We start from the raw sequence: 26811 nt of genomic DNA on the forward strand, positions 1-26811 counted from the left end.
TTGGACGACATGCCGCCTGCCGGCCCCGACGATTTCGCGTGGTTCGATGCGGCGCCGCCGGGCGACCCCGTGCCGGCGGCCGAATCGCGTCCCGCCGGTACGCCGGTTGCCGCGCTCGACTGGGATGCGCTGGCCGCGCGCGTGGCCGATTGCACGCTGTGCCGGCTGTGTGAGAAGCGCACCAACACCGTGTTCGGTGTCGGCGACCGCGAAGCGGACTGGATGCTGATCGGCGAAGCGCCGGGCGAGAACGAGGACAAGCAGGGCGAGCCGTTCGTCGGCCAGGCCGGCAAGCTGCTCGACAACATGCTGCAGTCGCTGTCGCTCAAGCGCGGTGACAACGTATACATCGCGAACGTGATCAAGTGCCGGCCGCCCGGCAACCGCAATCCGGAGCCGGACGAGGTTGCGAGCTGCGAGCCGTATCTGCAGCGCCAGGTCGCGCTCGTGAAGCCGAAGCTGATCGTCGCGCTCGGCCGCTTCGCCGCGCAGACCCTGCTGAAGACGGACGCGAGCATTGCGTCGCTGCGCGGCCGCGTGCATATGTACGAAGGCGTGCCGGTGATCGTGACCTACCACCCGGCGTACCTGTTGCGCAGCCTGCAGGACAAGTCGAAGGCGTGGGCCGACCTTTGCCTCGCGCGCGACACGTTCCGGCGCGCAGACGGCGCCGACGCGAACGGGCCGGCCGGACAATGACGGCCGGCGCGGCGTTCGCATTCGTCGATACGCTGCACGACGTCGCGGTTCGGGATCTGGGCTGGCTGCTGGCCAGCCCGAGCCTGCTCACCGCGGTACCGGACGCGCCGCTTGCGCGCCCATGGCTGGATGCGGCCGGACAGTCGGCCGTCGAAGCCTGGCTCGCCGCGCTCGATGCGCAGCCCGAGCCGCTGCATCGCGCGCTCGACGGGTTCCGGCCCACCCGGCTCGGCCGCTACGCCGAATGCCTGCTCGAGTATTTCCTGACGCACGGGCCGGTGCTGCGGCTCGTCGCGGCCAATCTGCCGCTGCGCAGCAACGGCAAGACGCTCGGCGAAGTCGATTTTCTCGTCGACGCGCCGGACGGGCGGCGCCTGCACTGGGAACTCGCGGTGAAGTGCTACCTGTGCGCGCCGGTGCAAGCCGGCGCATCGCTGGCGGATTTCGTCGGCCCCAACCTCGTCGACCGGTTCGACCGCAAGCGCAGCCGGTTACTTGAGCACCAACTGCGGCTGGGCGATCGCGACGGGTTTGCGCGGCTCGGCTACGGCGCGCCGTCCGACGCGCAGATGTTCATCAAGGGCTGGTTGTTCTATCCGTACGGTGCGCCGTTGCCGCCGGTGTCCGCGGAAATCGCGCCGGATCACCCGCATGGGTTCTGGCTGACGCACGCGCAGTGGCCGGCGTGGGCGGCCGCGCAGCGTGCCGGCATCGCATGGAGCGTGTTGCCGCGGCTGGCGTGGTTGGCGCCGCGACGTGCCGCCGCCGATACCGGATTCGAACCCGAGCCGCTGGCGGCCGCTCTGGAGCTGCCGCCCGTGCTGACGGCGCGCGAAGCCCCCGCGCTGATCGGCATTCATGAAAAGGGCAGTGACGGCACGTGGCGCGAAACGGCGCGCGGCTTCGTCGTGCCGGACGACTGGCCGGTACGCGCACAGGCGTTTGCGGCGCAGGATCACTGACGCCGCGTCACCCGGTGCTTACCACCAGCGATGGAAGTGATGGACAGGGCCGACGCCGTGGCCGACGTCGAGGCGGCCGCTCGCGGTGATCGCGCCGGTCAGGTAGGTCTTGGCTTCGCGCACCGCGCTTTCGAGGTCGGGCTGCTGCGGCAGCAGCGCGGCGATCGCCGACGACAGCGTGCAGCCGGTGCCGTGCGTGTTGCTGACCGGCACGCGTGCGCCGCCGAGCCGCACGGTGCGCGTCGCTTCGACGAGCCAGTCGGGGCTCGCGGACGCGTCAGGCAGGTGGCCGCCTTTCATCAGCACGGCGCGCGCGCCCGTCTGCAACAATGCCTGGCCTTGCCGGACCATGTCGTCTTCGGTGGTTGCGGGCACATCGTTCAACAGCGCGGCCGCTTCGGGCAGGTTCGGCGTCACGACCGTCGCGAGCGGCAACAGCGCATCGCGCAACGCGTCGACCGCATCGGGCGCAAGCAGCGCGTGCGAACTCTTCGAGATCATCACCGTGTCGAGCACGACGAAGCGCGGCGCGTAACGGCGCAGCGCGTCGGCGACCGCGTGCACGATCGCCGCATTCGCGAGCATCCCGATCTTGACCGCATCGATGCGGATATCACCGAACACCGCGTCGAGCTGCGCGGTCACGAACGTCGCGTCCGGCGCGTGGACACCCGTCACGCCGCGCGTGTTCTGGGCGGTCAGCGCAGTGATCACGCTTGCGCCATACGCGCCGAGCGCGGAAAAGGTCTTCAGGTCGGCCTGGATGCCTGCGCCGCCGCCCGAATCGGAGCCGGCGATCGTCAGGATGTTGGGTATCGGGTGCGTCATGAGGGCAACGCGCCGGTTCGAGGACCGGCGCCGGCGGACGGAAACGGGAAGTGTGGCGTCAGTGCCGCGATTCGCCGATCAGCGCGACCGAGTCGAACTGACGCTGGTTCGCCTGGTGGCGGCGCATCACGAGCCACATCGTCAGGCAGACGAACGTGCCGAACAGCACGATCACGACGCCGACCGGCACGTCGAGCCACACGAGCACCGCATACAGGCACAGCATCACGAGCACCGACAGGTTCTCGTTGAAGTTCTGCACCGCGATCGAGTGGCCGGCCGACAGCAGCACGTGGCCGCGATGCTGCAGCAGCGCGTTCATTGGAACGACGAAGTAGCCGGACAGCGCGCCGACGCACATCAGGAATATGTACGCGATGATCAGGTACACGGGCATGCGCAGGTGGCCGAAGTGCACGACCCAGTTCGACGGGAACAGGTCGCGCGTATAGAACGCCATCAGCATCACCGCGATGCCCATGATGATGCCGACGGGCAGCACGGTCAGCGACTTCTTCAACGGGATCCGGGCGGCGGCGGCGATTGCGCCCGCCGCGACGCCGACGGCGACCACGGCCTGCAGGATCGCGCCTTCCGACAGCGACATGCCGAGCGACACTTCAGCCCACTTCAGCACGATGAACTGCAGCGTCGCGCCCGCGCCCCAGAACAACGTCGTGACCGCCAGCGAGATCTGGCCGAGCTTGTCGCGCCACAGCACCATGAAGCAGTCGGCGAAATCGGTGAGGAGCTTGACCGGGCCGCGTTCCTGCTTCGGGTAGCGGGCGCCGGTATCGGGAATGCGCAGGTTGAACAGCGCGGCGATCACGTAGATCGCCATGATGATCGCCATCGCCGCTTCGGCGGGCGTGCCGATCCAGGCGGGGGTGTGCGCGATCACGTGCGACGCGATGTGCGGGCTGATCAGCGCACCGCCGAGCACGGTGCCGAGGATGATCGAGCTGACGGTCGTGCCTTCGATCCAGCCGTTCGCCGCGACCAGCCGGTCGGCCGGCAGCAGCTCGGTGAGGATGCCGTATTTCGCGGGCGAGTAGGCCGCCGCGCCGAAGCCGACGATCCCGTACGCGATCAGCGGGTGGGCGCCGAACAGCATGATCATGCAGCCGACGACCTTGATCGAGTTGGTGATGAACATCACGCGGCCCTTCGGGCGCGAATCCGCGAAAGCGCCGACATAGGCCGCCAGCACCACATAGGACAACACGAAGAACAGCTTCAACAGCGGTGTCATCCAGTTGGGCGCGTGGAGGTCTTTCAGCAGGGCGATGGCGGCGATGAGGAGCGCATTGTCGGCCAGCGACGAGAAAAACTGCGCGGCCATGATGGTGTAAAAACCTTTTTTCATCTGATGCGATGCTTTCGTCGCTGCGGCAGGGCCGCGTAGGCCGCCTGGTATGCGATCGGCTTATTCCGTTCGAAATGGGTTGTGCGCACGGCTTTATAACATGAAAATACGCCAATTCGGACTAGCAAGATTCCCCGATCGTTCCGCAAATTGTCGGCTTCAGTGCTCAAAAGGCGCGGTAAGCTGATGATTCGCAAGCGTCTTTACGTAAATTTCCCATGCCGCGCCCGATCTCCGCCACCATCCATACCGCCGCTCTCGCGAACAATCTCTCCGTCGTCCGCCGCTTTGCCGGCCCGTCCAAGGTCTGGGCGGTCGTCAAGGCCAACGCGTACGGTCACGGTCTCGCGCGTGCGTTTCCCGGCCTGCGCGGCACCGACGGCTTCGGCCTGCTCGACCTCGACGAGGCTGTCAAGCTGCGTGAGCTCGGCTGGGCCGGCCCGATCCTGCTGCTCGAAGGGTTCTTCCGCTCGACCGACATCGACGTGATCGACCGCTACAGCCTGACGACGACCGTCCACAACGACGAGCAGATGCGGATGCTGGAAACGGCGCGGCTGTCGAAGCCCGTCAACGTGCAGCTCAAGATGAACAGCGGGATGAACCGGCTCGGCTACACGCCGGAGAAATACCGTGCCGCATGGGAGCGTGCCCGCGCGTGCCCCGGCATCGGCCAGATCACGTTGATGACCCATTTTTCGGATGCCGACAACGAGCGCGGCGTCGCCGAGCAGCTCGCGACGTTCGAGCGCGGCGCGGAAAACATCGCCGGCGCTCGCAGCCTCGCGAACTCCGCGGCCGTGCTGTGGCATCCGGCTACGCACTTCGACTGGGTGCGCCCGGGGATCGTGCTGTACGGCGCGTCGCCGTCCGGGCTGTCGTCCGACATCGCCGATACCGGGCTGAAGCCTGCGATGACGCTCGCGTCCGAGCTGATCGCGGTGCAGACGATCGGGAAGGGGCAGGCCATCGGCTATGGCTCGACGTTCTCCGCGCAGGCGCCGATGCGGATCGGCGTGGTTGCGTGCGGGTACGCGGATGGCTATCCGCGGGTCGCGCCCGAAGGTACGCCCGTGATCGTCGACGGCATTCGCACGCGGATCGTCGGCCGCGTATCGATGGACATGATCACCGTCGACCTGACCCCGTGCCCGCAGGCCGGCGTCGGCGCGCGCGTCGAGCTGTGGGGCAATGCCCTGCCGATCGACGACGTCGCCCGCCATTGCGGCACGATCGGTTACGAGCTGATGTGTGCGGTCGCCGGCCGCGTGCCCGTGCGCGCGGAATAAGGGCGTTGCGCGTGGCCAAACAGAAAACCGTATACGTCTGCAGCGAGTGCGGCGGACAGACCCCGAAGTGGCAGGGCCAATGCCCGTCGTGCCAGGCCTGGAACACGCTGGTTGAATCGGTCGCCGAGGCGCCCGCAGCCCATCGTTTCCAGTCGCTCGCGAAGCGGGCGCCCGTGCAGCGTCTCGTCGACATCGAAGCGGCCGACGTGCCGCGCTTCTCGACCGGTATCGGCGAATTCGACCGCGTGCTCGGCGGCGGGCTCGTGCCGGGCGGCGTCGTGCTGATCGGCGGCGACCCGGGCATCGGCAAGTCGACGCTGCTGCTGCAGTCGCTCGCGGACATCGCGAGCGAGCGGCGTGCGCTCTATATCAGCGGCGAGGAATCGGCCGCGCAGATCGCGTTGCGTGCGCAACGGCTTGCGCTGCTCGACGGCGGTGCGCCGGCGGATGAACTGAAGCTGCTCGCCGAGATCCAGCTCGAGAAGATCCAGGCCGCGATTGACGCGGAACGGCCGGACGTGGCCGTCATCGACTCGATCCAGACCGTCTATTCGGAGGCGCTCACGTCGGCGCCGGGTTCCGTCGCGCAGGTGCGCGAGTGCGCGGCGCAGCTCACGCGCATCGCGAAGCAGTCGGGCACCGCGATCATCATGGTCGGGCACGTGACGAAGGAGGGCAACCTGGCCGGCCCGCGCGTGCTCGAGCACATCGTCGACACGGTGCTGTACTTCGAAGGCGACACGCATTCGTCGTTCCGGCTCGTACGCGCGTTCAAGAACCGCTTCGGAGCGGTCAACGAGCTCGGCGTGTTCGCGATGACCGAGCGCGGGCTGCGCGGTGTCGCGAATCCGTCCGCGCTGTTCCTGTCGCAGCACGAGCAGGTCGTACCCGGCTCGTGCGTGCTCGTCACGCAGGAAGGCACGCGCCCGCTGCTCGTCGAAGTCCAGGCGCTCGTCGATACGGCGCACGTGCCGAACCCGCGCCGGCTCGCGGTCGGCCTCGAGCAGAACCGGCTCGCGATGCTGCTCGCGGTGCTGCACCGGCATGCGGGCATCGCATGCTTCGATCAGGACGTGTTCCTCAATGCCGTGGGTGGCGTAAAGATCACCGAGCCGGCCGCCGACCTCGCGGTGCTGCTGGCGATCCATTCGTCGATGCGCAACAAGGCGCTGCCGAAAGGGCTGATCGTGTTCGGCGAAGTGGGGCTGGCGGGCGAGATCCGGCCGTCCCCGCGCGGGCAGGAGCGGTTGCGCGAAGCCGCGAAGCTCGGCTTCACATCCGCATTGATCCCGAAGGCGAATGCGCCGAAGCAGCCGATCGAAGGGCTGAACGTGATGGCCGTCGATCGGCTCGAACAGGCGATCGACCGCGTCCGCGATCTCGAGTGACCGGCCCGGCAGGCGCCCGGGCCAAGCGCGCGGGCGATCTGTCGCGTAATTCGTTGTAAAGAATATGTAGGGTTCTGTAACCCGCCGGACATTGCTTTTCCCTATCCTTTGCCGGATTGTCGAACCGCGCAATGCGAAGGGAACCTATGTTGAAATCGTATGGGGAAGCGCCGAGCGGACGCCTTTACAACCTGCGTGGCTGCCGCGTGTCGGAGCCGATTCGCCAGCCCTGGGGCGGCGGATGCCGGATCGTCGAGTGGATCGACGAAGAGGGGCGCCTGGCGCGCAAGGTCGTGTCCGAGGACGTGACGGAAGCGGAAGTCGCTGCCGCGATCCGGCGGCCGACCGAAGGGCGCCGGCACCTGATGAGCGACGACGAGCAGATGCCGCGCGACACGTTGCCGCGCCGCTGAGCCGGTGGCTTGGCGAATCGGGTGACTGCGGTAATGAATGAACAGGCCGGGCTCTAGCGCCCGGCCTTGTCGTATCTGGGCCCGCAAAGGGCCCGATGGGCTGTCGAGGTGCCGCGATACCAGGGTACCGCTGCCCCGAGGCAGCCGGCACGCCGGGCTGGCTGGCGTATCGGCCGGCCGCGGCGCGCCGGCGGTCAGCCGATCTGCTCGAGCTCTTCGTGCGCGGCGAGCCAGTCGGCCTCGACCGTTTCGAGACGCGTGTTGACGTCCCCGAGCTTGCGGATCGCGTCGGTCAGTTCGGTCTTGCGCTCCGCTTCGTAGCTCGCCGGATCGGCGACGAATGCGTCGAGGCGCGCCTTCTCCGCGTGCAGCGTCTCCATTTCCTTTTCGAGCTTCGTAATGCGCGTCTGCAGCGGTTTCTTCAACACGGACAGGCGCTGCCGCTCCTCGGCGGCCTGACGCTTCTGGTCCTTGCGGTTGGCCGCGGCGCCCGCGCCCGGCGAAGCCGCGCTGTCGGCCTTCGCGGCCGCGCGCTGTTCGGCCGCGTGCTGCAGCAGCCAGTCGCGGTAGTCGTCGAGGTCGCCGTCGAACGGCTGCAGCCGGTGCTTCGCAACCAGCATGAACTGGTCGGTCGTCGCGCGCAGCAGATGGCGGTCGTGCGAGACGAGGATCAGCGTGCCTTCGAACTGCGCGAGCGCCATCGTCAGCGCATGGCGCGTTTCGAGGTCGAGGTGGTTGGTCGGTTCGTCGAGCAGCAGCAGGTTCGGCTTCTGCCAGATGATCAGCGCGAGCGCGAGGCGAGCCTTTTCACCACCGGAAAACGGCCCGACCGGGGTGGTCGCCATGTCGCCCGAGAAGTTGAAGCCGCCGAGGAAATCGCGCAGTTCCTGCTCGCGCGTGTCGGGCGCGAGCCGCGCCAGATGCGCGAGCGGAGAATCGTCCTCGCGCAGCGTTTCGAGCTGGTGCTGTGCGAAATAGCCGATCGTCAGCCCCTTGCCGTCGCGGACGTGCCCCGACAGCGGCGCGAGCGTGCCGGCCAGCGTCTTGATCAGCGTCGACTTGCCCTGGCCGTTCGCGCCGAGCAGGCCGATGCGCTGGCCATTCTGGATCGACAGCGCGACACGCTCGACGATCGGGATCTCTGCTCCGCCGTCGGCGTGGTAGCCGCAGCGGACGTCTTCCATCACCATCATCGGGTTCGGCGCGGCATCGGGCGTGCGGAATTCGAACGTGAACGGCGACGCGATGTGCGCGGGCGCGATCAGCTCCATCTTTTCGAGCGCCTTCATCCGGCTCTGCGCCTGCTTGGCCTTGGTGGCCTTGGCCTTGAAGCGGTCGACGAAGCTCTGCAGGTGCTCGATCGTCTTCTGCTGCTTTTCGTAGGCGCTTTGCTGCAGCGCCAGTTGCTGCGCGCGCAGCACTTCGAATTGCGAGTAATTGCCGCCGTAGCGCTTCACCTGGCGATTTTCCAGGTGCAGCGTGACGTTGCAGATCGAATCGAGGAACTCGCGGTCGTGCGAAATCACGACGAGCGTGCCGGGGTAGCGGTGCAGCCAGTCTTCGAGCCAGACGATCGCGTCGAGGTCGAGGTGGTTCGTCGGTTCGTCGAGCAGCAGCAGGTCGGAGCGGCACATCAGTGCCTGCGCGAGATTCAGGCGCATGCGCCAGCCGCCGGAGAAGCTGGCGACGGATTCGCGCGTTTGCTCGAGCGTGAAGCCGAGGCCGAGCAGCAGCGCCTCGGCACGGGCGGGCGCGGTGTAGCCGTCGGCGTCGGCGAACGCCGCGTGCGCGTCGGCTTCGGCGGCGCCGTCATGCGCGGCGGACGCGGCAGCGATGCGCGCCTCGATCTCGCGCAGCGCGGCGTCGCCGTCGAGCGTGTAGTCGAGCGCCGAACGATCGACGGCGGGTGTTTCCTGCGACACATGGGCGATTCGCCACGACGGCGGCATCGAGAAATCGCCGCCGTCCGAGTGCAGCTCGCCGCGCAGGACCGAGAACAGGGTCGACTTGCCGGCGCCGTTCGCGCCGATCAGGCCGGCTTTCTCGCCGGGATTGAGCACAAAGGAGGTCGACTCGAACAGCGGCTTGGTGCCACGCGCAAGGCTGAACTGATTGAAACGGATCACGGCGGAAATGACTGGCCAAAACCGCTATTCTAGACTGCGCGCCGCTCGCGCCGGGTATTGGCCGTTCGGCGGATGCCGCAATGGGGCAATTTCGCCTAGACTCCACGTCGATCCGGTTTCGTTAAAGGAGTGCCCGATGTCCACCCTGTATTCGTTCAGCGCAGAGACGCTTGCCGGCGCGCCGGCCTCGCTCGACGCGTATCGCGGCAAGGTGCTGCTGATCGTCAACACCGCGAGCGAGTGTGGTTTCACGCCGCAGTACGCGGGCCTGCAGAAGCTGTACGACCAGTACGCGGCGCGCGGCTTCTATGTGCTCGGCTTCCCGTGCAACCAGTTCGGCAAGCAGGAGCCCGGCGACGCCGCGCAGATCGGCACGTTCTGCGAGCGCAATTACGGCGTCACGTTCCCGATGTTCGCGAAGATCGACGTGAAGGGCGACCATGCGCATCCGCTGTACCGCTACCTGACCGACGAGGCGCCCGGCATCCTCGGCCTCAAGGCGATCAAGTGGAATTTCACGAAGTTCCTGGTCGATCGCGAAGGGCGCATCGTCAAGCGCTACGCGCCGTCGACCAAGCCGGACGAAATCGCCGCGGATATCGACAAGCTGCTGTGACGGCTGCCGGTGGCGTTCGCGGCGCCGGTGCGGATCGCACGGGCGCCGTCGTCCCGGCCGTTACAGGATCGGTGCGAACAGCCGCGCGACGTGCATCGCGATGCGCCGCCAGGCGGGCGACCGCCGGTATTCGTTCGCATCGACCTCGTACGCCTGCGCGAAATCGGCATCGAGCATCGTCTCGACCTCATCGGCGAACGCGCGGTCGACGGTCAGCACCATGATCTCGAAATTGAGGCGGAACGAGCGGTTGTCGAGATTCGCGCTGCCGATCGCCGCGGCGATGCGGTCGATCAGCACGACCTTCTGGTGCAGGAAGCCGGGCCGGTAGCGGAACACCTTGACGCCCGCATCGACCAGGTCGCGCGCGTACAGCTTCGACGCTTCGAACACCACGTAGTGATCGCGCCGGCTCGGGATCAGGATGCGCACGTCGACGCCGCGCATCACGGCGAGCTTCAGCGCGGAGATCACGGCTTCGTCGGGGACGAGGTACGGCGTGGTGATCCAGACCCGCTCGCGCGCGGCGTTGATCGCCTCGACGAAGAACAGCGAGCCCGTCTCCTGCTTGTCGGCCGGCCCCATCGGCACCGCGAGGCAATGCATGCTGTCGCCGGGCTGCGCGGGCGGCGGTAGCGCGAGCGGCGGCAGCTTCTGCGTCGCCCAGTGCCAGTCTTCGGCGAACACGTACTGGATGCTCGCGACCACCGGGCCGCGGATCTCGATGTGCGTGTCGCGCCACGGCGACAGGCGCGGCTTCGCGCCGAGATACTCGACGCCGACGTTGTGGCCGCCGACGAACGCGCGATTGCCGTCGACGACGACGATCTTGCGGTGGTTGCGGAAGTTGAGCTGGAAGCGGTTGACGAACTTCCGGTTGGTCGCGAACGGATGAACCTCGACGCCACCCCGGCGCAGCGTGTCGACGTAGCTGTGCGGGAGGTCGAAGCTGCCGATGCTGTCGTACAGCAGGCAGCAGCGCACGCCGGCTGCCGCGCGCGCGAGCAGCGAGTCGCGCAGCATCCGGCCGAGCGCATCGTCGCGCACGATGAAGAACTGCACCACGACGTAGTCGCGCGCGGCGTCGATGGCCGCCAGGATCGCGGAGAACGTCGCGTCGCCGTTCACGAGCGTGCGCACCGAATTGCCGCCGAGGAACGGCATGCCGCCGAGCCGAGTAAGGGCGAGCACCGCGGCCTGGCCGAGTGCGTCGGCGGCAGGTCCGTCGGTTGCGTCGGTCGCGTCGGCGCTGAGCCAGGGCGAGCGCGGTGTGTGCATGCGCAACATTTCCAGCTCGTGGCGCCGGGCGTCGACGTAGCCGGAGAACTTGCTGCGGCCGAGGAACAGGTACGGAACGAGCGTCAGGTACGGCATGGCCGCGAGCGAGACGGCCCACGCGATCGCGCCTTGCGACGTGCGCGTGTTCATGATCGCGTGGCACGCCGCGACGATCCCGAGCACGTGGATGGTCAGGATCAGGGTGCCGAGATGTAGCCAGTCGAGGGTCATGGGCGCGTGACGGACTCCTGAGGTCGCGCGGCCGGGCGGCCGCCTACGCGCATCTTACCCAACCGTGCGGCGCAACGGTGCACCGCACGGTGGGCGAGCCGGAAAGGCTCAGGCCTTGCGCGGCAGGTCCGACGCCTGGATCAGGAACACGGCGTCGTCGCCCGCGCTGGTGGGCAGCCACGTGAGTTCGAGGCCGCCGAACGCGGCTTCGACGTGTTCGCGCTCGTTGCCGATCTCGACGACGAGCACGCCGTCGTCGTGCAGCCAGCGATGGGCCTCGGCGACGATTCGCCGCACGATGTCCATCCCGTCATCGCCGCCCGCGAGCGCCATCTCCGGCTCGTGCCGGTATTCGGGCGGCAGCGCGGCCATCGACGACGCGTTCACGTAAGGCGGGTTCGTCAGGATCACGTCATAGCGTGAGCCCGGGTCGGTGCGGAACGCGGGCAGCGGCGCGTAGAGGTCGCCGCGATGCAGCGAGACGCGGTCTTCGAGGCCGTAGTCGCGCACGTTGATCTCGGCGACTTCGAGTGCCTTGTCGGACAGGTCGACCGCATCGATCTCGGCGTTCGGGAACGCGCTCGCCGCGAGGATCGCGAGGCAGCCGGAGCCCGTGCACAGCTCGAGCACCGCGCCGACCTGCTCGGGATCGGCGACGTACGGCTGCAGCCCGTCGTCGAGCAGCTCGCCGATGAACGAGCGCGGCACGATCACGCGTTCGTCGACGTAGAAGCGGTGGCCGTGCATCCACGCTTCATGCGTGAGGTACGCGGCCGGCACGCGATCGGTCGCGCGCCGTTCGATCACCGCGAGCACGGCTGCGATTTCGTCGGGCAGCAGCCGCGCATCGAGGAACGGCTCGAGCGTGTCGAGCGGCAGGTCGAGCGTGCGCAGCACGAGGTAGGCCGCTTCGTCGTACGCATTGTCGGAGCCGTGGCCGAACGCGAGCTTCGCCTTCGAGAAGCGCGTGACCGCGTAGCGCAGCAGGTCGCGAACAGTTGCAAAAGGTGTCGTCATGCGAGGCTCCATCAGGCGATCAGTTGTTCGAGCACGCGGCGGTACACGTTCTTCAGCGGGTCGACGAAGCGCACTTCGATGTGCTCGTCGATCTTGTGGATGCTGCCGTTCGGCGGGCCGAACTCGATCACCTGCGGGCAGAGGCGCGCGATGAAACGGCCGTCCGACGTGCCGCCCGTCGTCGACAGCTCGGTCGTGATGCCGGTCTCGGTACGGATCGCGTTTTCCAGCGCGCCCGACAGCTCGCCGCGCGGCGTGAGGAACGGCAGGCCGCTCACCGACCACTTCAGCGTGTATTCGAGGCCATGCTTGTCGAGGATCGCGTGCACGCGTGCCTGCAGGCCCTCGACCGTGCTGGCGGTCGAGAAGCGGAAGTTGAACAGCAGGTCGGCATGGCCGGGGATCACGTTGGTCGCGCCGGTGCCGGCGTGCAGGTTCGATACCTGCCAGGTGGTCGGCGGGAAGTATTCGTTGCCTTCGTCCCACTGCTCGGCGGCGAGCTCGGCGAGCGCCGGCGCGAGCAGGTGGATCGGGTTCTTTGCAAGGTGCGGATACGCGATGTGGCCCTGCACGCCCTTGACGACGAGTTCGCCCGACATCGAGCCGCGGCGGCCGTTCTTGACGACGTCGCCGAGTTCGGTGGTCGACGTCGGCTCGCCGACGATGCAGTAGTCCATGCGTTCGCCGCGCGCTTCGAGCAGTTCGACGACCTTCACGGTGCCGTCGGTGGCCGGGCCTTCCTCGTCGCTCGTGATTAGGAACGCGATCGCGCCGCGGTGGCCGGGATGGGCCGCGACGAATTCCTCGGACGCGACGACGAACGCCGCGAGCGACGTCTTCATGTCGGCCGCGCCGCGGCCGTACAGCTTGCCGTCACGATGGGCGGGGATGAACGGCGGCGAGCTCCACTGCTCGAGCGGGCCGGTCGGCACGACATCGGTGTGGCCCGCGAACGCGAGCAGCTTGCCGTCGCGGCCGTCGGTGCCGCGCTTGACGGCCCACAGGTTGGTCACGCCATGCGACGCGATGGTCTCGCATTCGAAGCCGAGCGCGGCGAGGCGCTCGGTCATGATCTGCTGGCAATGCTGGTCGTCGGGCGTCACGGACGCGCGGGCGATCAGCTGTTCGGTAAGGGCTAGGGTGGCGGACATGGTTCGGACCACTTTCGATAAAAAATGCCGGCGCGGTGGCCGGCAGCGACAAGACGTCGGGCTGCGCCGACAGGCGCAGCGCGGGCAGCCCTATGCGGCAAACAGCGCCGCGTATTGATCGGCCGCGAAGCCGAGCGATTTCACACGGCCGTTGACCACCAGCACGGGGCGCTTGATGACCGACGGCTTGTGGATCATCAGCGCGACCGCGCCGGTTTTCGTTTCGGCGGCCGCCTTCATCGCATCGTCCAGGCCGCGCCACGTCGTGCCGCGCTTGTTGACGAGCGCGTCGAGCGACACGTCCTTCAGCCAGTCCTCGACGAGCGGTGCGCTGACACCGAGCTTCTTGAAGTCGTGGAACTCGAATTCGACGCCGTGATCGTCGAGCCACACGCGGGCCTTCTTCACGGTGTCGCAGTTCGGAATGCCGTAGACGACCACGGTGTGCGGCTTCGCCATCAGTCGCCTCGCAGCAGCTCGTTCAGGCCGACCTTCGCACGGGTCTTCGCGTCGACCTTCTTGACGATCACCGCGCAGTACAGGCTGTGCGAGCCATCCTTCGACGGCAGGTTGCCGGCGACGACGACCGAGCCGGCCGGGATGCGGCCGTAGCTGACTTCGCCCGTCTCACGGTCGTAGATCTTCGTGCTCTGGCCGAGGTACACGCCCATCGAGATCACCGAGTTTTCCTCGACGATCACGCCTTCGACGACTTCCGAGCGCGCGCCGATGAAGCAGTTGTCTTCGATGATGACCGGGTTCGCCTGCAGCGGCTCGAGCACGCCGCCGATGCCGACGCCGCCCGACAGGTGCACGTTTTTGCCGATCTGCGCGCAGGAACCGACCGTTGCCCACGTGTCGACCATCGTGCCTTCGTCGACGTACGCGCCGATGTTGGTGTACGACGGCATCAGCACGACGTTCTTCGCGATGAACGAGCCGCGGCGCGCGATGGCCGGCGGGACGACGCGGAAGCCGCCCGCGGCGAAATCTTCAGCGGTGTAGTTCGCGAACTTCGACGGTACCTTGTCGTAGAACTGCGAGTAGCCGCCGGCAGGCATCGGCGCGTTGTCCTCCAGGCGGAACGACAGCAGCACGGCCTTCTTCAGCCACTGGTGCACGGTCCAGTTGCCGTCGATCTTCTCGGCAACGCGCAGCGCGCCTTTGTCGAGCTGCTCGATCGCGTGCGCGACGGCTTCGCGGACGTCGGCCGGTGCGGCCTTCGGCGACAGCTCGGCGCGGTTTTCCCAGGCGGTATCGATGATTTGCTGAAGTTGTTGCGACATGTTCGTTTTCGCAGGAGATGGATGGAATTGATCGGATGGACGATTACCGCGCGAGAGAGCGGCAGAAATCGACGATGCGTTGCGCGCCCTCGACGCATTCGGGGGTGCCCGCGACGAGCGCGATCCGGATGAAATCGCGGCCCGGATTCGTGCCGTGCGCATCGCGCGCCAGGTACGAGCCGGGCAGAACCGTCACATTATAGTCGGCGTACAGGCGGCGGGCGAACTCGGTGTCCGACAGCCCGGTGCGCGACACGTTGGCCCACAGGTAGAACGCCGCGTCGGGCAGTTTCACGTCGATCACGTCGGCCAGCATCGGCGTGACCGTATTGAACTTCTGCAGGTACAGCGCGCGGTTCTCGCGCACGTGCACCTCGTCGTTCCACGCGGCGATGCTCGCGTGCTGCCAGACCGGCGACAGCGCCGCGCCGTGGTACGTGCGGTACAGCAGGAATTTCTTCAGCAGCGCCGCGTCGCCGGCGACGAAGCCCGAGCGCATGCCCGGCACGTTCGAGCGCTTCGACAGGCTCGACAGCATCACGAGCCGCTCGAAGCCGCGGCCGAGGCGGTGCGCGGCCTCGAGGCCGCCCAGCGGCGGGGCCGCTTCGTCGAAATAGATTTCCGAATAGCATTCGTCGGACGCGATCACGAAGCCGTGGCGGTCGGACAGCGCGAACAGCTCGCGCCAGTCGTCGAGCGTCAGCACGGCGCCCGTCGGGTTGCCCGGCGAGCAGACGTACAGCAGTTGCGTGCGCGCCCAGACTGCGTCGGGCACGGACGCGTAGTCGCACGCGAAGTTGCGGGCCGGGTCGCTGTTCGCGAAATAGGGTTCGGCACCGGCCAGCAGCGCCGCGCCTTCGTAAATTTGATAGAAAGGATTCGGACAGAGTACGATCGCCTTCTCGCCCTCTTCGGACGGGCGTGCGTCGATCACCGTCTGCGCAAGCGAGAACAGCGCTTCGCGCGACCCCGACACGGGCAGTACCTGCGTGGCCGGATCGATGGCCGGCAGCCCGTAGCGGCGCTCGAGCCAGTGCGCGATCGACGTGCGCAGCGCGTCCGAGCCGGCGGTGGCCGGGTACGACGCGAGACCGTCGAGCGCGGCGACCACGGCGTCGCGGATCAGCGCCGGAGTCGCATGTTTGGGCTCGCCGATGCCGAAGCTGATCGGTTTGAGGGCGCCGGAGGGCGTCACGTCCTTGAACAGGGCGCGCAGCTTTTCGAAGGGATAGGGCTGGAGCGAGTCGAGTCGAGGGTTCACGGGCGAAGCGGCCATCGCGGCCGGTTGGAGCGAAAGAAGCGGCGGGCGCGCCGCGCGGCTGCGAACGGGCGCCGATGGCGCGCGGGTCGCAACGGACGATTATAGCGTGACGGAATGCGGTCGCGGCCCGCCGGAACGGCGGCCGGGCCAGTCGAATAAAGGGTATTGAACCAAATGAATAACGCGGTACGCGGCAGCCTGCCGACGCTGGCCATCCTGATCGGCGCATCGGTATGGGGCCTGATCTGGTATCCGCTGCGGATCCTTGCATCGCTGGGCGTGACGGGCACACTGGCGAGCGCGCTGACGAGCCTCGTCGCGTTCCTGTTCGTGGTCGTCGCGCGACACCGCACGATCGCGACGCTGCGCTGGCACTGGGTGCTGCCCGGCATCGCGGTGACGGCCGGTGTGACGAACCTCGGGTTCGTGTGGGGCACGATCCACGGCGAGGTGCTGCGCGTGATGCTGCTGTTCTACCTGACCCCCGCGTGGACCGCGATCTACGCGCACTTCCTGCTGCGCGAGCGGCTGACCTGGGCCGGCGCGGGGCTCGCGGCGCTGTCGATCGGCGGCGCGATGCTGATGCTGTGGTCGCCGAAGCTCGGCCTGCCGCTGCCGGCCAGCCCGGCCGAATGGGCCGGGCTCGCGGCCGGGTTGAGCTTCGCGATGAGCAACGTGCTTGTGATCAAGGCGAGCCGCGAGCTGCCGGAGATGCGTGCCGAGATGCGTACCGCGACGCTGTTCGGCGGCGCGGCCGTGTTTGGCGCGATCGCGTCGCTGTTCGAGGGGATACCGGCTGCGCCGGCGGGCGGCCACTTCAGCACGGCCGCGCTGATCATCGTCGCGATCGGCGTGACGATGGCGTCGAACAACCTGCTCGTGCAGTACGGGCTGGCGCGCGTGCCGGCGAACCGTGCGTCGATCATCATGCTGTTCGAGATCGTGATCACCGCGCTGTCGGCTTGGGTGTTCGCGAACGAGCTGCCGACCGCGCGCGAGTGGGCGGGCGGCGCGTGCATCGTGCTGGCGACGCTGCTGTCGAGCCGGGTCCATCGTGCCGCGCCGGCACCGGACAAACCCGGCGACGGTCGGGACGGCGCACGCGCGATGGTATGATGGAAGCCGTTTGCGGGGCCCAACGCTGTATGCGCGCGGCCCCGTTTTTGAATTCCGGGGCGCGTCGCGCGCAGGGGCCGTCCGGCCTCGCGCAGTGCGGCTCCGTCCGTTTCACACCTTCTTCACATCCGATACCGCCGTGCGTCTGAGCTCGATCAAACTCGCTGGCTTCAAATCCTTTGTCGATCCCACGCATTTCCAGGTTCCGGGCCAGCTTGTCGGCGTGGTGGGCCCGAACGGGTGCGGCAAGTCCAACATCATCGACGCCGTGCGCTGGGTGCTCGGCGAGTCGCGCGCTTCCGAGCTGCGCGGCGAGTCGATGCAGGACGTGATCTTCAACGGCTCGACCGCCCGCAAGCCCGGCAGCCGGGCCAGTGTCGAACTGATCTTCGACAACTCCGACGGCCGCGCGGCCGGCCAGTGGGGCCAGTACGGCGAGATCGCCGTTAAGCGCGTGCTTACGCGCGACGGCACGTCGAGTTACTACATCAACAACCTGCCGGCGCGCCGCCGCGACATCCAGGACATCTTCCTCGGCACCGGCCTCGGGCCGCGTGCATACGCGATCATCGGGCAGGGCATGATCGCGCGAATCATCGAGGCGAAGCCGGAAGAGCTGCGCGTGTTCCTCGAGGAAGCCGCGGGCGTGTCGAAGTACAAGGAACGCCGCCGCGAAACCGAGAACCGCCTGCACGACACGCGCGAGAACCTGACGCGCGTCGAGGACATCGTCCGCGAACTCGGCGCGAACCTCGAGAAGCTCGAGGCGCAGGCCGTTGTTGCCACCAAGTACAAGGAACTCGTCGCCGACGGCGAGGAGAAGCAGCGCCTGCTGTGGCTGCTGCGCAAGAACGAGGCCGCCGGCGAGCAGCAAAAGCAGCAGCGCGCGATCGAACAGGCGCAGATCGACCTCGAGGCGCAAACCGCGAAGCTGCGTGAGGTCGAGGCGCAGCTCGAGACGCTGCGTGTTGCGCATTACTCGGCGAGCGACGCGATGCAGGGCGCGCAGGGGTCGCTCTATGAAGCGAACGCCGAGGTGAGCCGCCTCGAAGCCGAGATCAAGTTCATCGTCGAATCGCGCAATCGCGTGCAGGCGCAGATCGCCGCGCTCAATGCGCAGCGCGAGCAATGGCGCGCGCAGGCCGAGAAGGCGCAGGACGAGCTCGAGGACGCCGAAGAAGCGCGCGCGATGGCCGACGAGAAGGCCGCGCTCGCCGAAGACAACGCAGCCGCGAAGCACGACGCGTTGCCGGCGCTCGAAGCGAAATTCCGCGATGCGCAGGCGCAGCTCAACGACGAGCGCGCACGGATCGCGCAGACCGAACAGTCGCTGAAGCTTGAAGCCGCGCACCAGCGCAACGCCGACCAGCAGCTCCAGCAGCTTCAGCAGCGCCATGAGCGCCTGAAGAGCGAAGCGGGCGGGCTCGACGCGCCGGACGAGGCCCAGCTCGAAGAGCTGCGCATGCAGCTCGCCGAGCAGGAAGAGATCCTGGCCGAAGCGCAGGCGCGCCTCGCCGACGCGCAGGAAACGGTGCCGCGCCTCGATGGCGAACGGCGTGCCGCGCAGGAGCGCGTGCAGGCCGAAGCCGCGCAGATCCACCAGCTCGAGGCGCGTCTCGCCGCGCTGAAGCAGCTGCAGGAAAACGTGCAGACCGAAGGCAAGGTGCAGCCGTGGCTCGACAAGCACGAGCTCGGCGCGCTGCCGCGTCTGTGGAAGAAGCTGCATGTCGAAGCGGGCTGGGAAGCCGCGCTCGAAGCCGTGCTGCGCGAGCGCCTCGCCGCGCTCGAAGTGTCGAACCTCGACTGGGTGAAGGCATTCGCAACCGACGCACCGCCCGCGAAGCTCGCGTTCTACGCGCCGCCCGCGGCCGGCGAACCGCCGGCGGCCGTGGCCGGGCTGCGTCCGGTGCTGTCGCTCGTGCGCATCGACGATGCGGGCATCCGTGCGGTGCTGAACGACTGGCTCGGCAACGTGTATGTCGCCGACGACGTCGCGCAGGCGCTTGCAACGCGCACGCAGCTGCAGGCAGGCGGCGCATTCGTCGTCAAGGCCGGCCATATCGTCACGCGCGTCGGTGTGCAGCTGTATGCCGCCGATTCGGAGCAGGCCGGGATGCTGGCCCGCCAGCAGGAAATCGAAAACCTGACGCGCCAGGTGCGTGCGCAGGCGCTGCTCGCCGACGAGGCGCGTACGGCCGCCGTGCGCGCGGAAGCGGCGCACACGCAGGCCACGCAGGCGCTGGGCGACGTGCGTGCACAGGCGGAGCGTGCGACGCAGCGCGTGCACGCGCTGCAGATGGACGTGCTGAAGCTCGCGCAGGCGCACGAACGTTACACGCAGCGCAGCACGCAGATCCGCGAGGAACTCGAGGAAATCGGCGCGCAGATCGAAGAGCAGCGCGCGATGCGCGCGGAGTCGGAAGCGAATTTCGAGCGTTTCGACGGCGAACTCGCGGAACTGCAGGCGCGCTTCGAGGACAATCAGCTTGCATTCGAAGCGCTCGACGAATCGCTGACGCAGGCACGCCAGGAAGCACGTGACCTGGAGCGCGGCGCGAACGACGCACGCTTCGCCGCACGCAATGCGGTGACGCGGATCGACGAGCTCAAGCGCAGCATCCAGGTCGCGCACGAGCAGAGCGAGCGCGTTGCCGCGTCGTTGGAAGACGCGCGCGCCGAGCTCGAGACGATCAACGAGCAGACCGCGCACACGGGCCTGCAGGACGCGCTCGAGATTCGTGCGGTGAAGGAAGAAGCACTGCAGGCCGCGCGGATCGAACTCGACGACTTGACCGCAAAACTGCGTGCGTCGGACGAGCAGCGCCTCGTCGCCGAGCGCTCGCTGCAGCCGCTGCGCGACCGTATCACCGAATTGCAGTTGAAGGAGCAGGCCGCGCGCCTGTCGGTCGAGCAGTTCGCCGAGCAACTGACGACGGCCGAGGTCGACGAGGCCGCGCTGTCCGCGAAGCTGACGCCGGATCTGAAACCGTCGTACCTGCAGGGCGAGGTCACGCGCCTGAACAACGCGATCAACGCGTTGGGCCCGGTGAACATGGCCGCGCTCGACGAGCTGAAGGCCGCGAGCGAGCGCAAGGTGTTCCTCGACGCGCAGTCGGCCGACTTGATCGATGCGATCACGACGCTCGAGGACGCGATCCACAAGATCGACCAGGAAACCCGCACGTTGCTGCAGGGCACCTTCGACGAGGTCAACCGTCACTTCAGCGACCTGTTCCCGCGCCTGTTCGGCGGCGGCCAGGCAAAGCTGATCATGACGGGCGACGAAATTCTCGACGCCGGCGTGCAGGTGATGGCGCAGCCGCCCGGCAAGAAGAACGCGACGATTCACCTGCTGTCGGGTGGCGAGAAGGCGCTGACCGCGACAGCACTGGTGTTCGCGATGTTCCAGCTGAACCCGGCGCCGTTCTGTCTGCTCGACGAGGTCGACGCGCCGCTCGACGACGCGAACACCGAGCGTTTCGCGAATCTCGTGCGCGCGATGTCCAACAAGACGCAGTTCCTGTTCATCTCGCACAACAAGATCGCGATGGAAATGGCGCAGCAGCTGATCGGCGTGACGATGCAGGAGCAGGGTGTGTCGCGGATCGTCGCGGTGGACATGGAAACCGCCGCGGGTTTTGCCCAGAATTGACGTTTGACGAAACCGGACCGCGTTCGCGCGGCGCATGGGCGCCCGTTCGCGGTTCCGACGAACAAGAATTGCTGATGGAGCGTGCATGGACGAGTTGACACTCGGTTTGATCGGCGCGGGCGCCGTCGTGGTGGGCGGCGTCGTGGTCTACAACGCATGGCAGGGCGCGAAGGTGCGGCGCAGGATGCCGCGCCCGATGCCGGAGGAAGCGGCCGAGGCGATGAACCGCCCCGAACGCGAAGAAGAGCTGCCGTTCATCGAGCCGGTGCGTCAGCCGGTGCGGCGCGAATCCGCGGCACCGGCCGCGGCCGCGGCCGCCGCCACGGCCGGCACGCCGGCCGAAGTTGCGCGCGTCGAGCCGACGTTCGGTGGCGTAGCGCCGGCCGACATGCCGGCCGATCTGCAGGCCGAGGCGACCGGCGTCGACACGCCGGCCGAGTCGGTCGAGCCGGTTGCAGGTGAAGAGGCCGCGCCTGCCGTCGCGCACCAGGCGACCGCCGAAGCTGCCGAGCCGGTCGAACCCGTGCTGCCGGCCGCAACGACGATCTCGTCGGCACCGCCGGCAATCGTCGACCGCCGGATCGACTGCATCGTACCGATCCGCCTCGGCGGGGCGCTGCCGGGCGACAAGATTCTGCCGGCCGCGCAGCGGCTGCGCCGCGCAGGCAGCAAGCCCGTGCATATCGAAGGCAAGCCGGAAGGCGGCCAGTGGGAGCTGCTGCAGAACGGCGTGCGCTACGAGGAACTGCGCGCGGCCGCTCAGCTCGCGAACCGCAGCGGCGCGCTGAACGAGCTCGAGTTCTCCGAATTCGTGACGGGCGTCCAGCAGTTCGCCGACGCGATCGACGGCGCACCCGAATTCCCGGACATGATGGAAACGGTGGCGATGGCGCGCGAGCTCGATGCGTTTGCCGCGCAGTGCGACGCGCAACTGTCGATCAACGTGATGTCGGACGGCGCGCCGTGGTCGGCGAATTACGTGCAGGCGGTCGCATCGCAGGACGGGCTGCTGCTGTCGCGCGACGGCACGCGGTTCGTGAAGCTCGACGCGAAGCAGAACCCGGTGTTCATGCTGCAGTTCGGCGATACGAACTTCCTGCGTGACGACCTGACGTACAAGGGCGGCAACATGATCACGCTGGTGCTCGACGTGCCGGTCGCCGAAGAGGACATCCTGCCGTTCCGGCTGATGTGCGATTACGCGAAGTCGCTGTCCGAACGGATCGGCGCACGGGTGGTCGACGATTCGCGCCGGCCGTTGCCGGAGTCGACGCTGGTCGCGATCGACCAGCAACTGATGAAGCTGTACGCGAAGCTCGAGGAAGCCGGCATCCCGGCCGGTTCGCCGGTCACGCGCCGCCTCTTCAGCCAGTAACGCGAAGGTGCGAACGGCGGGCTTCGGCGCCGCCGTTCGTCGCTGCGGCGCACACCTTGCTGTTTGCGCTGCAGCACGCGCGCCGGGCGCGCATTGCACGCCCCGCCACGGCGGCAAACTGAGATAATCGGGCATCCGATTTTCTCAGAACGACTCTGCCGCCAGCATGGCCCGAACCCAAGCCGAACCGCCAGCCAGCCAGCCCGACGCGCGTGCCGCGTGGCTGCGCGACCAACTCGAGCGGGCGAACTACGCCTACTACGTGCTCGACCAGCCGGACCTGCCCGACGCCGAATACGACCGGCTGTTCCGCGAGCTGCAGCAGCTCGAAACCGACCATCCCGAACTCGTGACGCCCGATTCGCCGACGCAGCGCGTTGGCGGCGAAGCGGCGGGCGGCTTCACGCCGGTCGTCCATGACGCGCCGATGCTGTCGCTGAACAACGGCTTCGCCGACGAGGACATCGCCGCGTTCGACAAGCGTGTCGCCGACGCGCTCGACAAGACGACCGATCTCGCCGGCTCGGTGACGGAGCCCGTCGAATACGCGTGCGAGCTGAAGTTCGACGGCCTCGCGATTTCGCTGCGCTACGAGCAGGGCGTATTCGTGCAGGCGTCGACGCGCGGCGACGGCACGACCGGCGAGGACGTGACCGAGAACGTGCGCACGATCCGCTCGATTCCGCTGAAGCTGAAGGGCACGAACGTGCCGGCCGTGCTCGACGTACGCGGCGAGGTGCTGATGTTCAAGCGCGATTTCGCACGCCTGAACGAACGCCAGCGCGCGGCCGAGCAGCGCGAATTCGCGAACCCGCGCAACGCGGCGGCCGGCAGCCTGCGCCAGCTCGACTCGAAGATCACCGCGCAGCGTCCGCTGTCGTTCTTCGCATACGGAATCGGTGTGCTCGACGGGATGCCGGTGCCCGATACGCACAGCGCGCTGCTCGACTGGTACGAATCGCTCGGCCTGCCCGTGAACCGCGAACGCGCGGTCGTGCACGGCGCCGAAGGCTTGCTCGACTTCTTCCGCAAGGTCGGCGAGAAGCGCGAATCGTTGCCGTACGACATCGACGGTGTCGTCTACAAGGTCAACCGGCGCGACGAGCAGGAGCGCCTCGGCTTCGTGTCGCGCGCGCCGCGCTTCGCGCTCGCGCACAAGTTCCCTGCACAAGAAGCGCTAACGAAGCTCGTCGCGATCGACGTGCAGGTCGGCCGCACGGGCGCGATCACGCCGGTCGCGCGCCTCGAGCCCGTGTTCGTCGGCGGCGCGACCGTCACCAACGCGACGCTGCACAACGAGGACGAGGTGCGCCGCAAGGACATCCGGATCGGCGATACCGTGATCGTGCGCCGCGCGGGCGACGTGATCCCCGAGGTGGTCGGCGCGCTGCTCGACCGGCGCCCGGCCGATGCGGCCGAATTCGTGATGCCGACCGAATGCCCGGTGTGCGGCTCGAAGATCGAGCGCCTGCCGGACGAAACGATCGCGCGCTGCACGGGCGGCCTGTTCTGCCCGGCGCAGCGCAAGCAGGCGCTGTGGCACTTCGCGCAGCGCCGCGCGCTCGACATTGACGGGCTCGGCGAGAAGATCATCGATCAGCTCGTCGAGCTGAATCTCGTGCGCACGCCGGCCGACCTGTTCAACCTCGGCTTCGCGACGCTCGCCGAACTCGACCGGTTCGCCGAGAAGTCCGCACAGAATCTGCTCGACTCGCTCGAGAAGGCCAAGCACACGACGCTCGCGCGCTTCATCTACGGGCTCGGTATCCGTCATGTGGGCGAATCGACCGCGAAGGATCTCGCGAAGTATTTCGGCTCGCTGACGCCGATCATGGACGCATCGATCGAAGAACTGCTCGAAGTCAACGACGTCGGGCCGATCGTCGCCGAGTCGCTCCACCAGTTCTTCGCGGAAGAGCACAATCGGACGGTGATCGAGCAGTTGCGCGCGCCGGGCAAGGTGACGTGGCCGGAAGGGCCGCCCGCGCCGAAGGCGCCGCAGGGCGTGCTGGCCGGCAAGACGGTCGTGCTGACGGGCACGCTGCCGACGCTCACGCGCGATGCCGCGAAGGAAATGCTCGAAGCGGCGGGCGCGAAAGTGGCCGGTTCGGTATCGAAGAAGACGGATTACGTGGTCGCGGGCGCCGAAGCCGGCAGCAAGCTCGCGAAGGCCGAGGAACTCGGCATCCCCGTGCTGGACGAAGACGGTCTGCACCAACTCCTGGAGGGCAATACGCCATGATTCGCGAGATCCTGAAGATGGGCGATCCGCGCCTGCTCGAAGTCGCCAAGCCGGTCGAGCGGTTCGATACCCCCGAACTGCACGAGATCGTCGCGGACATGTTCGAGACGATGCATCATGCGAACGGCGCTGGCCTGGCCGCGCCGCAGATCGGCATCGGGCAGCAGATCATCATTTTCGGCTTCGGCAACAACAACCGCTATCCGGATGCGCCGCCGGTGCCGGAGACCGTGCTGATCAACCCGAAGATCGAGTACCTGCCGCCGGACATGGAAGAGGGCTGGGAAGGCTGCCTGTCGGTGCCGGGCATGCGTGGTGTCGTCAGCCGCTACGCGAAGGTGCGCTACAGTGGCTTCGACCAGTACGGCGAGAAGATCGATCGCGTTGCCGACGGTTTTCACGCACGCGTCGTCCAGCATGAATACGATCACCTGATCGGCAAGCTGTATCCGATGCGGATCACCGACTTCGCGCGCTTCGGCTTCACGGAAGTGCTGTTCCCGGGGCTCGATCCCGCTTCCGACGACTGATCCGCAGGCTTTCCCGGCATCTCGCAGGAAACAAAAAAGCCCGCTTGCGCGGGCTTTTTCATTGCGTGGCGCACGTGTGGCGCGCTCGCGGTCAGAACGTCTCGTCGGCCGACAGATAGCGCCATTGACCCTGCGGCAGTGCACCGAGCATCACGCGGCCCATCCGTACGCGCTTCAGGCCGATCACTTCGAGGCCCACCAGTTCGCACATGCGACGGATCTGGCGCTTCTTGCCTTCGCGCAGCACGAAGCGCAACTGCTCGCCGTTCTGCCAGCTCACCATCGCGGGCTTCAGCGCGACGCCGTCGAGCTCGAGGCCGTGGCGCAACTTCGCGAGCGATTCCGCGGGGAAGTGCTGGTCGATGTCGATGAGCCGTTCGCCGAAGCGCACGCGCACCAGGTACTCCTTGTCGATATCCGACTGTTCGCCGATCAGCTGCTTCGCGATCACGCCGTTCTGCGTCAGCACGAGCATGCCGGTCGAATCGATGTCCAGGCGGCCGGCCGGTGCGAGTGCGTGCAGATGCTGCGGCGAGAAGCGTACCGGCGAATGGTCGCCGCTCCAGCGGTTCGCGCGCGTGATCAGCACGGCCGCGGGCTCGTAGCCATCTTCCGCCTGGCCCGACACATAGCCGACCGGTTTGTGCAGCAGGATCGTCACTTGCGCAGCTTGCGCGGCGCTCGCCCGTTCGTCGATCTCGATCTTCTGGTCGGCGCGTACCTTGGTGCCGAGCGTGTCGATGCGTTCGCCGTCGACGAGGACCCAGCCCTTTTCGATCCATTCGTCGGCTTCGCGGCGCGAGCACATGCCGAGCTCGGACATCCGTTTCGACAGGCGCATCAGGCCCGATTCGTCACCGTAATCGATGTCGGCCGACGGGCGCTTGACCGGTTGTGCGGTCTTGACCGCGCCGAACGAGCGGCGCTCGTCGTCGCGTGCGGGGCGGGCCGGGCGGTCGCCGAAGCTGCGCTTCGCGCCTTCGCCGGCCGGCTTGTCGCGATACGACGGGCGCTTGCCGTCGTCGGCGCCGGCGCGGCGCGGGCGGTCATCGTCGTTGCGGCGCGGCGGGCGATCGGACGACGTGCGGCGGTCGCCGAAGTTGCGTTTCGCGCCTTCGCCGGATGCGTTGTCGCGATACGGTGCGCGTGCACCGCCTTCGCCGGCACCCGCACGACGCGGACGAGCATCGTCATCGCGGCGCGGCGGGCGATCGGACGACGTACGGCGGTCACCGAAGCTACGCTTCGCGCCTTCGCCGGATGCGTTGTCGCGATAGGGTGCGCGTGCACCGCCTTCGCCGGCACCCGCACGACGCGGACGCGCATCGTCATCGCGGCGCGGCGGGCGATCGGACGACGTACGGCGGTCGCCGAAGCTGCGTTTTGCGCCTTCGCCGGATGCGTTGTCGCGATACGGCGCGCGTGCGCCGCCTTCGCCACCCGTGCGACGCGGCCGTGCATCGTCATCGCGACGGGGCGGGCGATCCGACGACGTGCGGCGGTCACCGAAGCTGCGTTTTGCGCCTTCGCCGGCTGAGTTGTCGCGATACGGTGCGCGTGCACCGCCTTCGCCGGCACCTGCACGACGCGGGCGTGCATCGTCATCGCGACGGGGCGGGCGATCCGACGACGTGCGGCGGTCGCCGAAGCTGCGCTTCGCGCCTTCACCGCCGGCGTTGTCGCGATAGGGTGCGCGTGCACCGCCTTCGCCGGCACCCGCACGACGCGGACGAGCATCGTCATCGCGGCGGGGCGGGCGATCCGACGACGTACGGCGGTCACCGAAGCTACGCTTCGCGCCTTCGCCGGATGCGTTGTCGCGATACGGCGCGCGTGCGCCGCCTTCGCCACTTGCACGACGCGGACGCGCATCGTCATCGCGGCGCGGCGGGCGATCGGACGACGTGCGACGGTCGCCGAAGCTGCGCTTCGCGCCTTCGCCGGCCGCGTTGTCGCGATAAGGAGCACGCGTGCCGCGTTCGGCA

The 26811-nt window shown here is 67.8% G+C and carries 21 protein-coding genes; 11 read left to right on the top strand and 10 right to left on the bottom strand.

Features of this window, described 5'->3' with window-relative positions; genetic code table 11:
* A partial coding sequence (locus G3O06_RS34895) for a uracil-DNA glycosylase (RefSeq protein ID WP_241020396.1) occupies window positions 1–699 on the top strand: 699 nt, incomplete at its 5' end.
* The gene (locus G3O06_RS34900; RefSeq protein WP_205818928.1) at window positions 696–1661 is read left to right on the top strand and encodes a DUF1853 family protein; all 966 of its coding nucleotides are present in this window, start codon (window positions 696–698) and stop codon (window positions 1659–1661) included. The genes G3O06_RS34895 and G3O06_RS34900, both read left to right, overlap by 4 nt.
* Before the next feature lie 18 nt (window positions 1662–1679).
* Here the strand turns inward: G3O06_RS34900 and thiD are convergent, their stop codons facing one another.
* The gene (gene thiD / locus G3O06_RS34905; protein ID WP_205818929.1) at window positions 1680–2489 is read right to left on the bottom strand and encodes a bifunctional hydroxymethylpyrimidine kinase/phosphomethylpyrimidine kinase; all 810 of its coding nucleotides are present in this window, start codon (window positions 2487–2489) and stop codon (window positions 1680–1682) included.
* Window positions 2490–2547: 58 nt separating this feature from the next.
* Window positions 2548–3855 (bottom strand): lysophospholipid transporter LplT, encoded by a 1308-nt coding sequence (gene lplT, locus G3O06_RS34910; protein WP_174918779.1) that lies wholly within the window; start codon window positions 3853–3855, stop codon window positions 2548–2550.
* Window positions 3856–4073: 218 nt separating this feature from the next.
* On the opposite strand from lplT, the gene alr reads away from it, so the two are divergent.
* The 3 genes from alr (at window position 4074) to G3O06_RS34925 (ending at window position 6945) form a co-directional block, all read left to right on the top strand.
* Entirely contained in the window at window positions 4074–5144 is a 1071-nt protein-coding gene (gene alr, locus G3O06_RS34915; RefSeq protein ID WP_174967351.1) for an alanine racemase, read from the top strand.
* Between the two features lie 11 nt (window positions 5145–5155).
* Window positions 5156–6532 carry a DNA repair protein RadA gene (radA, locus tag G3O06_RS34920; protein WP_059233837.1) on the top strand — a complete coding sequence of 459 codons (1377 nt, stop codon included), beginning with the start codon at window positions 5156–5158 and terminating at the stop codon, window positions 6530–6532.
* A 146-nt stretch (window positions 6533–6678) separates the two neighbouring features.
* The gene (locus G3O06_RS34925) at window positions 6679–6945 is read left to right on the top strand and encodes a DUF2866 domain-containing protein (protein WP_174918781.1); all 267 of its coding nucleotides are present in this window, start codon (window positions 6679–6681) and stop codon (window positions 6943–6945) included.
* Window positions 6946–7139: 194 nt separating this feature from the next.
* Here the strand turns inward: G3O06_RS34925 and G3O06_RS34930 are convergent, their stop codons facing one another.
* Window positions 7140–9071, bottom strand: coding sequence for an ATP-binding cassette domain-containing protein (locus G3O06_RS34930; RefSeq protein WP_174918782.1), 1932 nt, complete (start codon window positions 9069–9071; stop codon window positions 7140–7142).
* A gap of 136 nt (window positions 9072–9207) precedes the next feature.
* On the opposite strand from G3O06_RS34930, the gene G3O06_RS34935 reads away from it, so the two are divergent.
* Window positions 9208–9687 (top strand): glutathione peroxidase, encoded by a 480-nt coding sequence (locus G3O06_RS34935; protein WP_174918783.1) that lies wholly within the window; start codon window positions 9208–9210, stop codon window positions 9685–9687.
* Window positions 9688–9747: 60 nt separating this feature from the next.
* Here the strand turns inward: G3O06_RS34935 and cls are convergent, their stop codons facing one another.
* From cls to dapC, 6 genes are all read right to left on the bottom strand, one after another.
* Complete coding sequence (cls, locus tag G3O06_RS34940; RefSeq protein WP_174918784.1) at window positions 9748–11196, bottom strand: cardiolipin synthase; 1449 nt, start codon at window positions 11194–11196, stop codon at window positions 9748–9750.
* A 108-nt stretch (window positions 11197–11304) separates the two neighbouring features.
* Entirely contained in the window at window positions 11305–12213 is a 909-nt protein-coding gene (gene prmB, locus G3O06_RS34945) for a 50S ribosomal protein L3 N(5)-glutamine methyltransferase (RefSeq protein ID WP_174918785.1), read from the bottom strand.
* An 11-nt stretch (window positions 12214–12224) separates the two neighbouring features.
* Complete coding sequence (gene dapE, locus G3O06_RS34950; RefSeq protein WP_174918786.1) at window positions 12225–13364, bottom strand: succinyl-diaminopimelate desuccinylase; 1140 nt, start codon at window positions 13362–13364, stop codon at window positions 12225–12227.
* A 90-nt stretch (window positions 13365–13454) separates the two neighbouring features.
* Complete coding sequence (locus G3O06_RS34955) at window positions 13455–13823, bottom strand: ArsC family reductase (protein ID WP_034184733.1); 369 nt, start codon at window positions 13821–13823, stop codon at window positions 13455–13457.
* On the bottom strand, window positions 13823–14650 hold the full coding sequence (gene dapD / locus G3O06_RS34960; RefSeq protein ID WP_006478479.1) for a 2,3,4,5-tetrahydropyridine-2,6-dicarboxylate N-succinyltransferase: 828 nt from the start codon (window positions 14648–14650) through the stop codon (window positions 13823–13825). Before dapD ends, G3O06_RS34955 begins: the two co-directional genes overlap by 1 nt.
* 43 nt (window positions 14651–14693) lie before the next feature.
* A complete protein-coding gene (gene dapC, locus G3O06_RS34965; protein WP_205818930.1) occupies window positions 14694–15926 on the bottom strand; it encodes a succinyldiaminopimelate transaminase in 1233 nt (410 codons plus the stop codon).
* A gap of 159 nt (window positions 15927–16085) precedes the next feature.
* Here dapC and G3O06_RS34970 point away from each other — a divergent pair, with 159 nt between their 5' ends.
* The 5 genes from G3O06_RS34970 to def all read left to right on the top strand — a co-directional run bounded on the left by G3O06_RS34970 (window position 16086) and on the right by def (window position 24826).
* Window positions 16086–17027 (top strand): DMT family transporter, encoded by a 942-nt coding sequence (locus G3O06_RS34970; RefSeq protein ID WP_174967511.1) that lies wholly within the window; start codon window positions 16086–16088, stop codon window positions 17025–17027.
* Between the two features lie 139 nt (window positions 17028–17166).
* Window positions 17167–20679 carry a chromosome segregation protein SMC gene (gene smc / locus G3O06_RS34975; protein ID WP_205818931.1) on the top strand — a complete coding sequence of 1171 codons (3513 nt, stop codon included), beginning with the start codon at window positions 17167–17169 and terminating at the stop codon, window positions 20677–20679.
* Between the two features lie 85 nt (window positions 20680–20764).
* Entirely contained in the window at window positions 20765–22054 is a 1290-nt protein-coding gene (locus G3O06_RS34980) for a cell division protein ZipA C-terminal FtsZ-binding domain-containing protein (protein WP_205818932.1), read from the top strand.
* Window positions 22055–22220: 166 nt separating this feature from the next.
* The gene (gene ligA, locus G3O06_RS34985; protein WP_205818933.1) at window positions 22221–24296 is read left to right on the top strand and encodes an NAD-dependent DNA ligase LigA; all 2076 of its coding nucleotides are present in this window, start codon (window positions 22221–22223) and stop codon (window positions 24294–24296) included.
* Complete coding sequence (def, locus tag G3O06_RS34990; RefSeq protein ID WP_205818934.1) at window positions 24293–24826, top strand: peptide deformylase; 534 nt, start codon at window positions 24293–24295, stop codon at window positions 24824–24826. Before ligA ends, def begins: the two co-directional genes overlap by 4 nt.
* Before the next feature lie 91 nt (window positions 24827–24917).
* Here def and G3O06_RS34995 read toward each other — a convergent pair.
* Window positions 24918–26811, bottom strand: a 1894-nt coding sequence (locus tag G3O06_RS34995) for a pseudouridine synthase (RefSeq protein WP_241020398.1), incomplete at its 5' end; no start/stop codon positions are given.

Source organism: Burkholderia sp. Ac-20345, assembly GCF_017104825.1.
Classification (GTDB): Bacteria; Pseudomonadota; Gammaproteobacteria; order Burkholderiales; family Burkholderiaceae; genus Burkholderia; species Burkholderia lata_B.

Excerpts from the sequence above, each read along its gene's own strand:
- G3O06_RS34900 (WP_205818928.1), top strand. The coding sequence starts at position 696 with ATGACGGCCGGCGCGGCGTTCGCATTCGTCGATACGCTGCACGACGTC.
- prmB (WP_174918785.1), bottom strand. The coding sequence starts at position 12,213 with ATGACGACACCTTTTGCAACTGTTCGCGACCTGCTGCGCTACGCGGTC.
- G3O06_RS34980 (WP_205818932.1), top strand. The coding sequence starts at position 20,765 with ATGGACGAGTTGACACTCGGTTTGATCGGCGCGGGCGCCGTCGTGGTG.
- dapC (WP_205818930.1), bottom strand. The coding sequence starts at position 15,926 with ATGGCCGCTTCGCCCGTGAACCCTCGACTCGACTCGCTCCAGCCCTAT.
- thiD (WP_205818929.1), bottom strand. The coding sequence starts at position 2,489 with ATGACGCACCCGATACCCAACATCCTGACGATCGCCGGCTCCGATTCG.
- lplT (WP_174918779.1), bottom strand. The coding sequence starts at position 3,855 with ATGAAAAAAGGTTTTTACACCATCATGGCCGCGCAGTTTTTCTCGTCG.
- G3O06_RS34925 (WP_174918781.1), top strand. The coding sequence starts at position 6,679 with ATGTTGAAATCGTATGGGGAAGCGCCGAGCGGACGCCTTTACAACCTG.
- G3O06_RS34935 (WP_174918783.1), top strand. The coding sequence starts at position 9,208 with ATGTCCACCCTGTATTCGTTCAGCGCAGAGACGCTTGCCGGCGCGCCG.
- def (WP_205818934.1), top strand. The coding sequence starts at position 24,293 with ATGATTCGCGAGATCCTGAAGATGGGCGATCCGCGCCTGCTCGAAGTC.
- alr (WP_174967351.1), top strand. The coding sequence starts at position 4,074 with ATGCCGCGCCCGATCTCCGCCACCATCCATACCGCCGCTCTCGCGAAC.
- ligA (WP_205818933.1), top strand. The coding sequence starts at position 22,221 with ATGGCCCGAACCCAAGCCGAACCGCCAGCCAGCCAGCCCGACGCGCGT.
- cls (WP_174918784.1), bottom strand. The coding sequence starts at position 11,196 with ATGACCCTCGACTGGCTACATCTCGGCACCCTGATCCTGACCATCCAC.
- G3O06_RS34970 (WP_174967511.1), top strand. The coding sequence starts at position 16,086 with ATGAATAACGCGGTACGCGGCAGCCTGCCGACGCTGGCCATCCTGATC.
- G3O06_RS34955 (WP_034184733.1), bottom strand. The coding sequence starts at position 13,823 with ATGGCGAAGCCGCACACCGTGGTCGTCTACGGCATTCCGAACTGCGAC.
- dapE (WP_174918786.1), bottom strand. The coding sequence starts at position 13,364 with ATGTCCGCCACCCTAGCCCTTACCGAACAGCTGATCGCCCGCGCGTCC.
- dapD (WP_006478479.1), bottom strand. The coding sequence starts at position 14,650 with ATGTCGCAACAACTTCAGCAAATCATCGATACCGCCTGGGAAAACCGC.